Origin of the sequence: Photorhabdus hainanensis, assembly GCF_018448965.1 — a bacterium.
Classification (GTDB): Bacteria; Pseudomonadota; Gammaproteobacteria; order Enterobacterales; family Enterobacteriaceae; genus Photorhabdus; species Photorhabdus akhurstii.
On sequence record NZ_RCWD01000005.1, the window covers coordinates 24,595 to 40,472 of the forward strand.

Here is a 15,878-nt window from a genome sequence, read left to right on the forward strand (position 1 = left end):
AAATTACCCTTTAATACCGGCCTTGCGCAGCATTGCATCCAGTTTTGGTTCACGGCCACGGAAGCGTTTGAACAACTCCATTGGTTCTTCTGAACCGCCACGGGACAAAATGTTATCAAGGAAAGATTGCCCGGTTTCGCGGTTAAAAATGCCTTCTTCCTCGAAACGAGAGTAAGCATCGGCTGCCAACACATCAGCCCACAGATAACTGTAGTAGCCAGCGGCATAACCACCGGAGAAGATGTGGGTGAATGAATGTGGGAAACGGCCCCATTCAGGTGAAGGCACTACGGAGACCAATTTCTTCACTTCTTTTAAGGTCTTCATGGTTTGAGCGCCTTTCTTTGGATCGTAGTTAACATGCAGACGGAAATCGAACTGACCAAACTCAAGTTGACGCAAGATCCTCATGGCAGCCTGATAGTTTTTGGCTGCTAACAGATTATCCAACATGGATTGCGGCAGAGGTTCTTTAGTCTCATAGTGACCAGAGATGAATGCCAGTGCTTCTGGCTCCCAGCACCAGTTTTCCATGAATTGGCTTGGCATTTCAACCGCATCCCACGGTACGCCATTGGTACCGGAGACGCCGGCAGTTTCAATCTTAGTCAGCATCAGGTGCAGACAGTGACCAAACTCGTGGAACAGCGTATTGACTTCATTGTGAGTGAATAGCGCTGGTTTATTGCCAACAGGTTTGTTGAAGTTGCAGTTCAGATAAGCGACAGGCTTTTGCAGTTCGCCGTTGGAACGGCGCATGCTGCTGATACACTCATCCATCCAGGCGCCGCCACGTTTATTCTCGCGTGCGTACAGATCCATATAGAAGCTACCACGTAGCTCATTGGTGTCATCGTACAGATCAAAGAAACGGACATCCTGATGCCAGGTTTCTACATCATGGCGCTCTTTAGCCGTAATGCCATAGATACGGCGAACAACTTCGAATAACCCTTCGACAGCCTTTTGTTCAGGGAAATAAGGACGTAATTGCTCATCATTGATAGAGAACTCGTACTGTTTTTGTTTTTCGCCATAATAAGTCATATCCCAAGCTTCCAGCTTGTGGGCGCAATGATGCCATTTAGCAAAACCTTTTAATTCATCTACTTCCTCTTCGCCCTGTGGATGAGCGCGTTTTGTCAAATCATTCAGAAAATCCAATACTTCCTTCGGGGTTTTTGCCATCTTGGTTGCAAGGGATTGTTCTGCATAATTTTTGAAACCAAGCAACAGAGCTTGTTCGTGACGTAGCGCGAGGATTTCGGCGATCACTTCGCTGTTATCCCATTTACCTGCATTTGGCCCCTGATCGGATGCGCGGGTATTGTAGGCGTGGTAAATTTCCCGACGCAGTTCACGGTTATCTGCATAGGTGATAACCGGCTGATAACTTGGTGCTTCTAAAGTCAGTAGCCAGCCTTTTTGTCCTTTGGCTTCTGCTTGTGCTTTAGCGGCGGCAAGCGCGCTTTCAGGCAGACCAGCCAGATCTTTCACGTTAGTAATTAATTTGGTCCAGCCCATAGTGGCATCAAGCACATTATTGTTGAATTGCGAACTTAAATCTGACAAACGAGCACTGATCTCGCCATAGCGTTTCTGCTTCTCTTCAGGCAGACCAATACCTGATAGTTTAAAATCACGCAGTGCATTTTCGACAACTTTGCGTTGAGGCACAGAGAGCTTCTCAAACTCCGCGCTTTCACGTAATGACTTATAGGCTTGATATAGTCCCTTGTGTTGACCTAACCAGGTACTGAATTCGGACAGTAATGGCAAACTTTCTTCATAGACGGCGCGTAATTCTGGGCTGTTTTTAACCGAATTCAGATGATTGACTGGTGACCATGCACGGGATTGCTTATCACTTGCTTCGGCCAATGGCTGACACAGATTATCCCAGGTAAAAACGGTATTCTCGGCCAATATTTTTTCGATAGTTTGGCGATAATTGGCAATGACTTCTTTTACAGCGGGAACAACATGTTCTGGTTTAATAGAAGAAAATTTTGGTAAACCTGATGGAACGAGTAACGGATTAGTCATATAAAGCGTCCTTTTTATGTGTTGGATACATTGCTGAGAGGAGCAACCTTGTATCGTAATGGGTATCGGCTAATAAGATGTAGGTAAAATTCGACAAACTCAACGCGAATGTTGAGTTTATGAACAACAAAATTTAATGCTTTTTAGGAAATTGAGAATGATTTCAGCAAACGGATTCAGAAGCCAGATAATATGCGTTATGATTAGCTCCTTTTCATAATTCTTTGTATTTATATGGAAGATCATCGTCCCCGGTGGGGCGGCTGGACTTCAAATCCAGATGGGGCCGCCAGCGGTCTCTGGCAGGTTCGACTCCTGTGATCTTCCGCCATCCGCACTCGCCCCAGAAAAAGTCATCAAAATTAGTATGGTAAAAACGAGAGTGACCATAAATTTTATGCTCTCCTAAGACATTTTGGTTTCACTTTTTGCAATCAGCCGAACGCCGAAGCTTTTTAATGCCTGTAGTTGTTCCGGGGTTCTGGAGGCGTGCCGGTTGTACGTTTTGATGCTTATCTATTTTCCCGGCGTTTTGTACATTAAAATCACTCTTAATGCACAGTCGGGCTGGGAACTGTTGGTGAGGCAGCAGGTTTCTTCGCTCTTATTACGACCTATTGGCTGAAAAAATTATAGGGACAGCTTTGTGTCGCAGCACAAAATGGTAAACAGTGTCAGGAACTCTAGCCATCCCTTCCATTTTTGCCATTTTGACCACCATTAGGACCTCCTTTCCCTCCTGATCCACCTTTTCCTCCATCGCCACCATTTGGCCCACTTCCACCGTTGCCGCCATTGCCGCCATTACCACCATGAGATCCTGCTCCACCTCCTCCATTACCGCCGTTACCACCAGGTCCTCCATTTGAACTATATAATTTCAAATCAAAATCTAAATTTGTTGAATTTTGATTTTCTAAATTAAATTGATTTTTTAGGGCGGTGGTTTCTGCTGAGGCTATTGGTGTGATTGAAAGGAAAGAAATAGCTAATAATGAACTTGTTAAAAATAAGGATGTTTTTTTCATAAATGCTCCATTTACTATATGACTATATGACTATATGACTATATGACTATATGACTATATGACTATATGACTATATGACTATATGACTATATGACTATATGACTATATGACTATATGACTATATGACTATATGACTATATGGAACAATATTAATAACCTTCACTAAATATAATTTGAGTGAATTTAACTTTCAACAATAATTTCACTGGCGAGCATAAAAAAGTGCGGGGCACCTATGCGGCAACAGCTTCTGCCAAGTCGTGACTTGCTCTGTTTGGGCATTGAGGCAACCCGAGCGACCATTTCATCATTAAGAAATTATGTGTGCTGATATTGCTGAATTTAAGTTAGTCAAAGCAGTAAAAGATCAGAATGGGCGGAAGGTTGAATTGCCGCTGGCAATTTTTGATCCCATGAATCCGGAACTGTCGAAGATGTCGGTAGCAGGCAACTAATTGGTTTGAGTATTTTAACATTTATTCTTCCAGGTATATTAGTACCATTGGTTTTTCACCTACTTGAGATAACGGTCAATAGAGCGGAGGCAATTGATGAGTGATAATCTGCCTGAAGCACCACAGGGCGAATTTATTTTGTTCCGAAGTGACGATGGTCAGGCACATGTCGAATGCCGTTTTGAATCCGATACGCTGTGGTTATCACAAGCGGAGATAGCCAATCTTTATCAGGTGACGCCTCAGGCGATCACACAGCATGTTAAGGTTATCTATGATGAGGGTGAACTTGTACAAAATTCAACTTGTAAGTCTTTCTTACAAGTTCGACAAGAGGGTAATCGACAAGTTAATCGTAATATACTGCATTACAACCTCTCAGAGGTCTTTTTGGTTTTAGAGAGGGGAAATATAAAGATATAATACCCTTATAATTACAGCTTCATCTTATTAGATAAATAAATTATTCATAGGATTATATACTGTGAATAATTTATTGCTTTTTCATTGAAATAGATAGCGTAAATGAAGTAATTATAAAAAATTAAAATTAATTTATTGAGCGGCCACATTATAAATTTCGTGCTATTAGTCAAGATTTTGTCCATACTACATAGACTATTTTGCATGAATATAGGTTTAATAGTGATTATATAATTGTTAGAGTAAGAGGAATATGTATGTCTTATTTTTTTGATACAGCAGTTAATATAGAGGGAAATAAGAAATTAAGAACGCCTCAGATTGAGGCATACATCAAAATTAGAGAATATTTTAATCAACCAAATAATAAAGAAGCATTAGTAGTACTACCGACAGGTACAGGTAAAAGTGGTTTAATTTCTATTGCGCCATATGGAGTATCAAATAAAAGAGTTCTTATTATAACTCCTGGGCTTGTTACTAAAGATAGTATACGAAAAACTCAAGAGGTGTTAGAGGACAATTTCTGGGTGAATTGTGATGTTATATTTAATAGTAAAGATATTCCTGTGGTGAATGAATATCTTCAAGATATCAGTGATGAGCATTTATTTGCTAGTCATATTGTTTACTCTAATATACATCGAGTATCAAGTAAGCGTGAGACAAGTCTAATAAGTAGAGTTCCACAGGATTTTTTTGATTTTATTATTATTGATGAGGCTCACCATGCTCCTGCCAAAAGTTGGCGTGAAGTTTTGGGATATTTCCACGAGGCTAAGATACTTCATGTTACAGGAACACCATATCGAGGTGATAATCAAGAAATTCCTGGAGAAAAAATACATGAAACTCCTCTTTCAGAGGTTATGAAAAATAATTATGTGAAGTGGTTAAGAAAAGAGACAGTTAATGCACATGAATTGTATTTTTCTATAAAAGAAAATGAGGAGGTCAAATTATCAAAGGAAGAGGTATTGGCATTTAAAGATAAAGAGTGGATAGAGAAAAGTATCGCTCTGTCGGAGGAATGCTCAAAAGATGTTATTGAGTATAGCATATTAAAATTAAATGAGTTAAAAAAATTATCTAGTAAAGTTCCCCATAAAATATTAGCTGTAGGTTGTAGTATTTCTCACGCAGAAGATTTATATCATTGGTATAAAGAAAAGGGATTAAATTCTATTATTGTTCATAGTGAAATGTCCTTAGATGAATTACGTAGATCTTTTAGAAACATTGAAAATCATCAATGTGATGTCGTAATTTCAGTTAACATGCTGATGGAAGGTTATGATCATAAATACTTAAGTATTCTGGCTATATTTAGGCCATATAGAAGTATTAATGCATTTGCACAAGTGATTGGTAGAATATTGCGTGCAATACCTGATGATGAAATAACAGCTTTTGAAATTGATAATAATGGATTGGTAATATTTCATGAAGAAATTGGACTCAACACAATGTGGAATGTATTTCAAAAGGAAGTTGATAGAGCTAAAAGAGGAAGTATCCGGGAATATACATTTAGTGATAGAGAATATATTGAGAGAGAAAATTCATTAGCTAGTGTAAATAGTGAGGGAGCTTTTATTAGTAATAAAGATTCATATCTTGATGATATAGATTTTAATGAATTATTTGAAAGAAAGAGAGCGGAGATAAATGCGTCAGTATCCGAAAATATAAATAAAATTATTCAATCGGGAGTAGATCTACCATTAGATGTGCGTGAAAATTTGAAAGATTTTCTCGTAGAGAAAGAAATTCGTAAAGCTGCTAAATTAATAGACCCTGAGTTGATAGAGAAGCGGCCTGCGCAAGCAAGAAAAATGATGCGACAAATCTTGAGTACGAGAATACAGGATGAGGTTGCTAATCTTTTGATTGAAAACGGTATTGATGAAAAAGGCTCTGAGCTTTATCATGTTTTTAATCGCTATATTTCTAATCTAAAGACAACAGATGTTAATGATGGTATTGTCGTTCGTTTTATTAATAGCAAATTATCCAGGATATATGGGGTGGTTAAGGATCGGGATAATAAAACATTGCTAAAATCAATAGAGGCATTAGCGGGAATACTTGAAGAAGTTAAGAGGATGATACGATGATCGACTCATTAAAAGTAAACGAGATTATAGAAAGAATGGTAGCCTTTTGCTTAGTGAAAGGTGTTCAGCCTGATGAGCTCATAACTGCTATTTTTGAGAGTGAATACGATAGCATTGAAACAATTAAGAAATCTAATGATATTCATATGATTATCACCTATAAAGAAAATGTAGATAACGAGGTGAATATTATTAGAATGAAATATATATATAAAGAAAATAAACAGTTACAGAGAATAGAACAAAAGATAAATTCGGGAGCTTATAAAGTCCAGTGGGATAGAACGGAGAAATTAGAATCTATTATTAATGAGCTTTTAGAAGCTATCGGGGCAGACAAAAAAATATTATCAGATATTAAAGAAAAAATTCCGGCAGAGTTTCAGAGTATTGTTTACCCTAAGCTAAAACTTGTTTGCTAAGGTGTGCACTGATTAAGGAGGGAACACCTCCTTTTTTATCGATAGGACTGTCCGTGTATATTTTAGGGTATTAGAAATTCATTCATTTTAATAAATCATCTAAAGAAGAGGAAATGAGGATATATTCATAACAATTTGATTTATTGGAAATTTTTTAAGTCTTATCATGGAATTTATATTCATGAAAAAATTGTTTTCATGGTTAATCATTTGATAGCAGCGATACACCATACCAGCAAAATAAACGAGAATTAACAATAACATCAATACCCTGCACTTGATTCTTGTCGCCATAAATGGGCGGCTAATAGGGCTTTCCAGGGGGCGAAATCTGCCAACCATTTTTCTGCCTGTTCTGCGGAAACTTTTTCATTTTGATTAAACAGTCTTTGCATATTACGTCTTACTGCGACATCGCCATGTAATGAACCATTTAAGTAGTTGAATCCCCGTAACAGGGAATAGTTAATTGTCCACATACCAATGCCTTTTATAGCGAGTAAATTATCTGTTAGTTGCTGAATATCTTGCTCATCATCAGAGATTGCTAATGCCAATTCACCAGATTCAATTAATTGGCTTAAGCGGAGCAATGCTTTGGCTTTACTGACAGAAAATCCGCATTCGCGTAATTCATCTTCTGGATGGTTGAGTATTTGTCTGGCGGCTGGAAAGCACCATAGCCCGGAGGAATGCTGAACTCCTATTGCCTGAATAAATCTCCTGCGAATAGAGATAGCAGCACTGACACTGATCTGTTGGCCGATAACCGCCCAACTTAATGCTTCAAACGGTGTGGCCGATTGATAAATCCTTAAACCTGATTGTCTGGCAATAAGTGAACCGATAATCGGGTGTCCTTTATATAAACATTCAAATAGATGAACCGGCTGTAGAAGTCCTAGCATATGCGATGCTAAGGCAGATAAGCGCTCATCAGGGCTTGTTGTATCACCATCAACTTTAAGTTGTATATGTGCGGTTTTTGCATTAATAGCTATGGTTAATTCCGCAGGTTTGTCATCCCACATAATCCCTTTTCGAACTTTATTCTGTTCCACAATTTCAGCGATATTTTGTTTATCTCTTTGATGAAAAGCGAAAAAATCGTGGGTATGATAATTATCGGGTAATGCGATTTTGGTGGATAAAGTGGTTTGCATTTCTTCTCTCCCAAGGTATGGATATTTTAGTGATCATAGTTAGCATGCTGGATAAAAAACTTTGAACCTTGTTTTCAAATTTTAAAAGTTTTTCTGACAGGAACAATATCGTAAATTTGTGGTCTTTGTATATGTCAGTTAAAGGAGAGATTAATGAAAGCATATCGTTTTAATTTACGACAGAAAATTATGACATCTGTTCTACTTTTTTCATGTTGTATAGGTTTCGCTTATTCAAATAAAAATACGCATAAACAATTTTTCCGTCATGATGGTAGTGAAATAACTTACTATCTTAAGCAAAAAGGAGGTAATAATCTATTAGTGCTGATACAGGGTTCTGATTGTAATAGTATCGCCAATAATAAGTTTGTGAATGACACGTTTAGTGATATTTATCCCGATAGTGATGTTCTGACTGTGGAAAAATATGGCATTAATGCATCACTCCCTTGGTCTGATGCTGTTGAGCGTGCAGATTGTCCTAAGGCTTATATGAGTTCGGATACACCAGAACAGCGAGTTAAGGATTATATTCAGATCATTGGTTATCTAAAACATCAGAATAAATATAAGAAGATCATTGTCTTGGGTGGCAGTGAAGGGGCAGTGGTTGCCAATTTAATTACGTCACAAGTCAATTATATTGATAGAACTGTGTCACTGAATGGTGGAGGTCGGCATTTCGCTGATGATGTTATTCATAGTATAAGGAGTGAGGCGTCACCAGAATATCTCAATGAGGCAATTAAAGGGTTTAGGGATTTTCAGCAAGAAATAGCTACCGGGAATAATATGAATCATATAGAAATGAGTAATCACGGTGCTAATTGGTGGAGGGTTTCTCTTGGTATTGATCAATATAAAGTGCTAAATCAGACTAAGAGTCCTATCTTGATTATTCAAACGCTAAATGATAATTCAGTCAGCTCTAGTTCAGCGATAAAAATGAAAGAACAATTAAAGAAAGATAATATTACCTTTTATCAATACCCAGGTTTAAATCATGGATTCAGGAATAGTGAAGGTGTTTTGCAGATTACTCCTATTGTTGAAGATATAAAGAATTGGTTATCTAGGGATTATGGAGAAAAGTCTGTTATCTAAAATGGTATTAATTCGTTGGTTTTTATATATTGGGAAGTGATATTAAATTTGGAAATAAAACGTGGTATAGTCAAAATTGACACCACGTTTTTTCTAGGATTATTTTCGCATAGTAACTGTTGTTAATTTCATATCTCATTTGGCAATAAAAATATATGTAAATAAAGAATTGGTGATTAATGGTTTATAATAAATTTAATAATAATATAATTTCCTGAGATTTATTTTATATTCTTGTTATTATAATGGAAAGATGGGGTGAAATTATAATGTTTACTATAAATCATCACTTGATTAATATACCGCTTGTTATTTCCAAAAAATATAGTACTAAAACGTTATGAATTATTCTTCGTTTCTTGGGTAATTTTCTCGGTTTTACCTTTTGTAGTATAGAAGGGAAGTAGCTGTTTATTTCCCATTATCATTTATCGCTGTCATTATATTAGATTGGAAAAATTACTGAAATATCCTGTTCATTACAGGATGTAATATCTTTTCTATTTTTTACTGGGTAATAAAATATTGATTTTAAATTAATTAAATTTATTTTTTTATTTTATTGACAATACATTAATGGCATCTATAGTTATATGTATTAGATAAAGCGTCAATATGGCATCAAAAATGCTGTATATGTTATCTAAATGCTGGATAAATTCCTGATAAACACCTTATTTTCTAGTGAAAATGGTTACAATTTCATATAGGCAAGATGAATGGCTTATTGTACATATTCTTGAGTGATATAAGTTATTTATCAATTGGTTAGATTAAAATTTGGAGTTTATGTTATGATAATTAAGAAAGATATTTTGTTAAATGAAGAGCTGATTGTCGATGATGAGCTTAGAGTGGGTAAAGTAGAGAAAGTCAATATTGATATTCTGTCACCCAGCTCAGTTATTGTTAGTCTGAATATTTTAGGCGTAGTTGATGATTTTCATCTATTACTAGTTGATGATAAAGATAAAGAGAAGATTGTGCTGCTCTATCTTTCTCTTTTACGTGTTCTTCATGAAAAATTAGATGTAAAAGTGAAGGTCGCAAAAAGTAAACTTACTAATATAAAATATATAGTAGGTGTTGAAATTTAAGAATTATTTGTTAAATTTCTAAATGAGTGCATGGAATAATATATTCGGTAGAATAATTGAATTTTGTTTGAAAGATATAATCATATAGAGCTGGTTTTATTAAATTCAAAAAGATATTTTCTACTAGATGTACTTAGTCAAAGGCAGAATGGTAATATTATCGCTCTGCCTTTTTCTATTTTAATGAATTGTTATGGAATTAAAATAATAATATCAGACAAATAAACGCAGTTTATTTGTCTGTGGTAATAATGATATAGATGGAAACTAAACTATCTCTATTTTACATGCTATTAGTTTAATCTAAACGTGGAGAGCTATGAGTGATATTACCTGAAGAGCGGCATATAGTTATACTATCAATACATCGATTATAATTTCTATGATTTATTTTTTAATTCTGTGATTGTACCAATAATTTTACCTTTTTAAGGAGGGGAATAAATATCCATATCATCATCATTTATATATGTGACTGTTAGATGTGGAAAAAGTTAATGATATATCAAGGTTCTCATATGGAAGATCTACATTTCTGTTTTTTGTGATAAGGTAGACGTATTTTTAAATTAAGCTATCACCTTTATTTGACAACGTATGAATGGCATCTATAGTTATATGTGTTAGATAAAGTATTAATGTAGTATTAAAATGCTAACTACTATATCTGATGCGTAGATGACCTATTAATGCATACTGATTTTGTAGTAGAAGTGCTCACTATCTTATATTTCTCAGGTAAATATCTTATGGTTTTGTATCTTGGGATAATATAAGTTTATTTATAAATTAATTATATTTTGGGGTTTGATATGAATCATAACATTTCCAAATCTAATGTTAGTCTAGGTACTAATATCGGTAAGATAACTAAAATTGATCTTAAACCTACAGAAGCTACTTTTACTATCTCAAACGGAGATTGTGTTTTGCAGGCTGGAAATACGAAGTATGCAGATATTTATAATCTTCTTTTAAATGCTTATTTCTGTAGTAAGGGTGTGAGTGTTGAGATTAATATAGTCAATGGTCAAAATATTATTTCGAGTGCGACGATTTTTGATGGGTTGTAATATTTTATTAATTTATTTTAGGTGTTTTTCTATAAGTTATTTTGTAAAATAAATTTGTTGAAAATGGAATTAAAAGAGATGTCATTTATGGTAGAATGAGGTTGATTTTATTTGAACCATAAATATGTATTTCTACCAAATGCACCTAAAATTAGGAAGAACGTAAATATTTACGTTCTTCCTGTTACTATTTAAATAAATTATTTTGAAATTAAAGAGTCTATATCTTATAAATAAATGTGGTTTATTTTAGGTAATGTTTTAACGGTAATAATTATATAGCAAACAATCACATTAACTCTATTTTACAATCCTTAAATTTAATTCCTTTACAAATTTAAATGTCCATATATTATTGCTCGCAGACAAATTTATATTCTTATTTTAGAGTTATAAAATTACAGTGAAACTATAAAGTTGTTTTTTATATTATTACCTTGGTTGAACGTTTTATAACGGAAAAATAAATTTTTTAACAGTTTTTTACTGTTTTAAATAGCCAATATTATGATTTGTTGTTGGATTTTTTAAGCGAGAAGATATGTAAATTCACAATATTATGTATGATGATATATTGAAATTGAATTTTTTCTAAGAGGTTTATATTGATGGAAATAGGGTCGCGATTAATACAATTGTTATAGTTTTAAAGCGACATAATATTAAAATATCAGGAGACGACATGCTTGATTCAAATGTAACAGATTGTAATAGTAAGAATACTTCCCCAGTTTGTTCTTTTAATGAATGGGACCCACTTGAGGAGGTTATTGTCGGTGTAGTTGATGGCGCCAGATTTCCCGGCTGGCATATGGCGATAGAGCCGATATTGCCACCGAATCAAATTACTAATTTTTATCGGTATGCAGGTCGGGCATTTCCGCAAGAACAAATTGATGCAGCATCTAGAGAGTTAGAAGAATTTGTCCATATTCTTGAAGGTGAAGGTGTGACAGTACGTCGTCCAGATCCGCAAGACCAATCTCAGGTATTTGGCGCGCCAGGCTGGAGTAGTACAGGGTTTTATTGTGCAATGCCTCGCGATGTGCTGTTAGTTATTGGAAATGATATTATTGAATGCCCGCTAGCATGGCGTTCCCGTTATTTTGAGACGGCGGCATATAAGACTTTACTTAAAGATTACTTTAAGAAAGGTGCAAAATGGAGCGCCGGGCCAAAACCACAGCTGATCGAGGAACAATATAATTTCGAATGGCATCAGCCTAATAGCGAGGAGCGTGTTCCCCTTGCGATAACTGAATTTGAACCGACTTTTGACGCTGCGGATTTTATTCGGTGTGGGCGAGACATCATTGCTCAAAAGAGCCATGTCACAAATGAATTTGGTATTGAATGGCTTCGTCGTCATATAGGTGATGAATATCGTATTCATGTTTTTGAATTTAACGATGATAGCCCTATGCACATTGATGCTACCTTTGTTCCTATGGCGCCAGGAAAACTGTTGATTAACCCCAAAAAGGTGTTAAAAATTCCTGAACTGTTTAGGAACTGGGACGTATTACATGCGCCTGACCCAGTTATTCCTGATGATCACCCTCTGTATACCACCAGTAAATGGATCAACATGAATATTCTGATGTTGGATGAGCAGCGAGTGATTGTTGAAAAGCAGGATGAGCCAATGATTGCTGCCATGAAACGCTGGGGCTTTACACCTATTCCATGTAATTTCAGGAATTTTAATACCTTCGGCGGTTCTTTCCATTGTGCAACCGTGGATGTAAGACGGCGCGGAACTTTACAGTCTTATCTTGACTAAGAATAATGATGGCTATCGGGAGAATGCGGAAATATTTGACCATAGCTAAATATGCCTCTACATTTATATACGACGGATGTAAATGTTAGAGATGAATACCCGCATGCGCACAGTTAAGATTAATCACAGTGTGCGCATGCGTTTTGCTTGTATTTCTCTTTCCTCCTCTCCCTCATTTCTATGATTATGAATAGTAACAAGCTGTTTAATTCTGGATTTCAGTATGAGTTCTGAAATAATTTCTGGTAGTGAATCACTGCTGGCATGAATTCACCTATTCCGATGAATGACCGCAGTCACTTTCTGTTTCTCTTTGATATTAAATGATAAGCATTATTGCTTGGATGTTGGTTATTTCCGTCTTACAGTACTGCCCATATATATATTGCTATCAGATTGCATATATATGTCTTGTTTTATAACTTTATATAAGGAAATTAATGATGGAATCGATGATATCTACAGATCATGTTCAATTGTTTATCAATAAAATAGATGATCTGGTTAATATTCAAAATGAAAAAAAAGGTGGGGCTCTCGCAGTCGCTATTATACACGATGATAAGATAATTTATCAGCGTCATATCGGGCAAGCTAGCATTGAACATGCTGTAGCTATACAGCCTAATACTAAGTTCTATTTAGCGAGTGCTTCAAAGCAATTCACAGCTTTTTGCATAGCTTTGCTGGAGAAAGAAGGAAAGCTCAACGTCAAGGATAAAGTCAGACAATATTTGGATTATTTACCTGCGCATTTCTCTGATATTACCATTGAGCATCTTATTCATCACACCAGCGGATTACGGGATGTATTTTTACTTTATAGTCTGGCAGGTAAAAACTCAAGTTTTGACTACTGCAATGCTGATTTAGTGAAAAAACTGATCCAACGACAACAGACACTTAACGCTCCCATTGGGGAATATAATATTTATAGCAACACGGGCTATTATTTGCTGGGGGAAATCGTTAACGTAGTTTCAGGTAAGTCATTAAAAGAATACGCAAAAGAAAATGTTTTCGCCCCATTAGAGATGAAAGATACCATTATCTGTGATGATATAACCGAGATTATCTCTAATCGGGCGATGGGTTACACTTATAATGAGAATTCGCAACAGTGGATAAGAAGCGATATCAACAATTCTGTAATGGGTAGTGCAGCGGTTCACTCCACCGTGAATGATTTATGTCGTTGGGCTAAAGCGTTTTATTCGCCATCGATTGTTCAGGAGCTACTGCCTCAATTATCCCGTACACCAGATTTAACTAATGGCAATCGTAACAATTATGGTTACGGTTTGATTATCGACCAACGTGCGGGGCAAACGATAATACAACACAGTGGGACCTATGCTGGCTTCAGAGCTAATATTTGTATTTTACCGGATGCTAAATTAGGTATCGCGATGACTGCTGCAAGTGATGTTAATGTTGGTAACTGGACGGATCAGTATCTTGATATATTGCTTAATATCGATGTTGAACCAGAAGAACCACATTGCCTAACCAGTGATATTGATATCACCGGCATTTTCCGAGGGATAGAGCCTTATCCATACATTATTACCAAAGAAGATGTTTATTTATTAGGTAATTTATTTACAAAAGGCAACCCGATTATTTTTAACTCTGACGGTACATTCCAAGAACAAGGAAGTAGAATCCAGTTCAGGCCCGTCGTTGAAAATGGCAGTGTTATCGCACTGGAACATATTGATGAAGTTGGTAACATTTTTTATTTGAAGAAGATGAACAATGAAAGTAGCGTCGATATTAAACTATTGTCAGGTCGCTATTATAGCCATGAAACAGAGGCGATAATTAATATTATATCGTCTGGTGATGACATTTATATTGATGGGATTATCCATCCTGTAAAAAAAGAGGCTTTGCGACATATTTATGGGAATAGTTACTTCTCACCCAGTGCTGAATTTGTTGTTGATTTTAAATTTGATTCTGATACTAATAAACCTCGTCTCTATGTCGGTAATGCGCGTTGTTTGAATGTAGAATTCGTTGCAGTTTAATTGTTAGATTAGTAAATATAAATTTAGAACAGCATTTCATTAGCAGAATAGAATTAATGTTATTGAGGGCCTAAAGATACTTTCTATTAGATGTGCTTTGTTCCAGACAGAACTATTATATTTATGTTCTGTCTATTTTTTATAAATAAATAAGATTTCATAATAGCGCTACACTCATTTTTTGTCTTCCTGATTTTTGCTGTGATGAAAACGATGCCAAAAAGGTATCAACATAATTAAGCGACTGCCACATAAACTGACAACAATGACTTCGCGTTATTGTCTCATGGAGCGATTGCCATAACCGTTCTATTTTATTTAGCCACGGTGAATAGACCGGTAAAAACAACAGGGTAAATTTGAGATGTCGTGCCAGCCACTCCTTTACCTGCTGACTTTTATGAATACCGTAGTTATCTAAGATTAATGTGAGGGTTTCCGCATGGGGATATTGCTGATTCAGTTTATCTAACATTTTGATAAATAAATCAGAGTTCTCTTTTATTCCTTTAACATTGGTGACTTGCTCTGTCTGGGCATTGAGGCAACCCGTAAGGTAATGTTTGTCATTTTTTCCCGGGGTGATAACCCGTTTTTGTTATCCTTTGAAACACCCGTCCGCGCCGATTTTCGGGTTTGAATCAATATCCACCTCATCTTCATAGAAAACGGGATGTTTTTCTGAAATATTCGCTTTGGCTTCTGCGAGCTTTGCCATTTTCTCATCATATTCAGGATCGGGTTGTTTTACCGTGGGCGCCGCTTTGCGCCAGACAATCCCCACCTGAGCAAAGTAACGATAGAGGACATTTTATGTCAGAGAGAGGTTGAGTCCTTCGAATCCATATAATGTAAACCACTCAACCCAACGATTTATGGAATAACATGCTGAATGTTATGTTTTTTTAGACATAAATCACCATAAATCTCCTCATTGCTCATCAATAATGCCGTCAATCGACGGGAATAATTTTTATCACGGGTTTTATGGATAAGTTTTCTCATTTTCTGGCATTCATTTTAAGGTGTGGGTACTATGATAGACATCACTCAGTCCGTGTTAGGGTTTGGGATTTTTCGCAATTGATCAGATCGCAAAAATCGGACTGAGTTCCCTTCCAACGATCTACT

General features: G+C 35.9%; 10 protein-coding genes, 1 tRNA gene and 2 pseudogenes. 9 read left to right on the plus strand and 4 right to left on the minus strand.

Annotation, left to right across the window (positions count from 1 at the left end):
- Nucleotides 1–3: 3 nt before the first annotated feature.
- Nucleotides 4–2,046, minus strand: a complete 2,043-nt coding sequence (gene prlC / locus EAE92_RS04490) for an oligopeptidase A (RefSeq protein ID WP_214067198.1) — start codon at nt 2,044–2,046, stop codon at nt 4–6.
- Nucleotides 2,047–2,282: 236 nt separating this feature from the next.
- Between prlC and EAE92_RS04495 the strand changes: the two genes are divergently transcribed.
- A tRNA-Sec gene (locus tag EAE92_RS04495) sits at nt 2,283–2,377 on the plus strand.
- 352 nt (nt 2,378–2,729) lie between these two features.
- Here EAE92_RS04495 and EAE92_RS04500 read toward each other — a convergent pair.
- Nucleotides 2,730–3,074: a hypothetical protein gene (locus tag EAE92_RS04500; protein ID WP_214067199.1), complete on the minus strand. Its 345-nt coding sequence runs from the start codon at nt 3,072–3,074 to the stop codon at nt 2,730–2,732.
- A 551-nt stretch (nt 3,075–3,625) separates the two neighbouring features.
- Here EAE92_RS04500 and EAE92_RS04505 point away from each other — a divergent pair.
- The 3 genes and pseudogenes from EAE92_RS04505 to EAE92_RS04515 form a co-directional block, all read left to right on the plus strand.
- Nucleotides 3,626–3,925: pseudogene (locus EAE92_RS04505) on the plus strand (virulence RhuM family protein); the annotation flags it as partial.
- A 284-nt stretch (nt 3,926–4,209) separates the two neighbouring features.
- Nucleotides 4,210–6,069, plus strand: a complete 1,860-nt coding sequence (locus EAE92_RS04510) for a DEAD/DEAH box helicase (protein WP_040149967.1) — start codon at nt 4,210–4,212, stop codon at nt 6,067–6,069.
- On the plus strand, nt 6,066–6,491 hold the full coding sequence (locus EAE92_RS04515) for a hypothetical protein (protein WP_040149968.1): 426 nt from the start codon (nt 6,066–6,068) through the stop codon (nt 6,489–6,491). Before EAE92_RS04510 ends, EAE92_RS04515 begins: the two co-directional genes overlap by 4 nt.
- A 263-nt stretch (nt 6,492–6,754) precedes the next feature.
- Here EAE92_RS04515 and EAE92_RS04520 read toward each other — a convergent pair whose 3' ends face one another.
- Complete coding sequence (locus tag EAE92_RS04520) at nt 6,755–7,654, minus strand: DNA-3-methyladenine glycosylase family protein (protein ID WP_214067200.1); 900 nt, start codon at nt 7,652–7,654, stop codon at nt 6,755–6,757.
- Between the two features lie 153 nt (nt 7,655–7,807).
- On the opposite strand from EAE92_RS04520, the gene EAE92_RS04525 reads away from it, so the two are divergent.
- From EAE92_RS04525 to EAE92_RS04545, 5 genes are all read left to right on the plus strand, one after another.
- Nucleotides 7,808–8,761, plus strand: a complete 954-nt coding sequence (locus EAE92_RS04525) for an alpha/beta hydrolase family protein (RefSeq protein ID WP_214067201.1) — start codon at nt 7,808–7,810, stop codon at nt 8,759–8,761.
- A 794-nt stretch (nt 8,762–9,555) separates the two neighbouring features.
- Nucleotides 9,556–9,858, plus strand: a complete 303-nt coding sequence (locus EAE92_RS04530) for a hypothetical protein (RefSeq protein WP_036812683.1) — start codon at nt 9,556–9,558, stop codon at nt 9,856–9,858.
- An 812-nt stretch (nt 9,859–10,670) separates the two neighbouring features.
- Nucleotides 10,671–10,931: a hypothetical protein gene (locus tag EAE92_RS04535; protein ID WP_214067202.1), complete on the plus strand. Its 261-nt coding sequence runs from the start codon at nt 10,671–10,673 to the stop codon at nt 10,929–10,931.
- A 682-nt stretch (nt 10,932–11,613) separates the two neighbouring features.
- Nucleotides 11,614–12,714 (plus strand): amidinotransferase, encoded by a 1,101-nt coding sequence (locus EAE92_RS04540; protein ID WP_036778981.1) that lies wholly within the window; start codon nt 11,614–11,616, stop codon nt 12,712–12,714.
- Between the two features lie 440 nt (nt 12,715–13,154).
- Nucleotides 13,155–14,747 carry a serine hydrolase domain-containing protein gene (locus EAE92_RS04545; RefSeq protein WP_214067203.1) on the plus strand — a complete coding sequence of 531 codons (1,593 nt, stop codon included), beginning with the start codon at nt 13,155–13,157 and terminating at the stop codon, nt 14,745–14,747.
- A 157-nt stretch (nt 14,748–14,904) separates the two neighbouring features.
- On the opposite strand, the pseudogene EAE92_RS04550 reads toward EAE92_RS04545, so the two are convergent.
- A pseudogene (locus tag EAE92_RS04550) lies at nt 14,905–15,752 on the minus strand (IS630 family transposase).
- Between the last annotated feature and the right edge of the window lie 126 nt (nt 15,753–15,878).

Coding starts and splice junctions, on each gene's coding strand:
- prlC (WP_214067198.1), bottom strand. CDS start 2,046: ATGACTAATCCGTTACTCGTTCCATCAGGTTTACCAAAATTTTCTTCT.
- EAE92_RS04500 (WP_214067199.1), bottom strand. CDS start 3,074: ATGAAAAAAACATCCTTATTTTTAACAAGTTCATTATTAGCTATTTCT.
- EAE92_RS04510 (WP_040149967.1), top strand. CDS start 4,210: ATGTCTTATTTTTTTGATACAGCAGTTAATATAGAGGGAAATAAGAAA.
- EAE92_RS04515 (WP_040149968.1), top strand. CDS start 6,066: ATGATCGACTCATTAAAAGTAAACGAGATTATAGAAAGAATGGTAGCC.
- EAE92_RS04520 (WP_214067200.1), bottom strand. CDS start 7,654: ATGCAAACCACTTTATCCACCAAAATCGCATTACCCGATAATTATCAT.
- EAE92_RS04525 (WP_214067201.1), top strand. CDS start 7,808: ATGAAAGCATATCGTTTTAATTTACGACAGAAAATTATGACATCTGTT.
- EAE92_RS04530 (WP_036812683.1), top strand. CDS start 9,556: ATGATAATTAAGAAAGATATTTTGTTAAATGAAGAGCTGATTGTCGAT.
- EAE92_RS04535 (WP_214067202.1), top strand. CDS start 10,671: ATGAATCATAACATTTCCAAATCTAATGTTAGTCTAGGTACTAATATC.
- EAE92_RS04540 (WP_036778981.1), top strand. CDS start 11,614: ATGCTTGATTCAAATGTAACAGATTGTAATAGTAAGAATACTTCCCCA.
- EAE92_RS04545 (WP_214067203.1), top strand. CDS start 13,155: ATGATGGAATCGATGATATCTACAGATCATGTTCAATTGTTTATCAAT.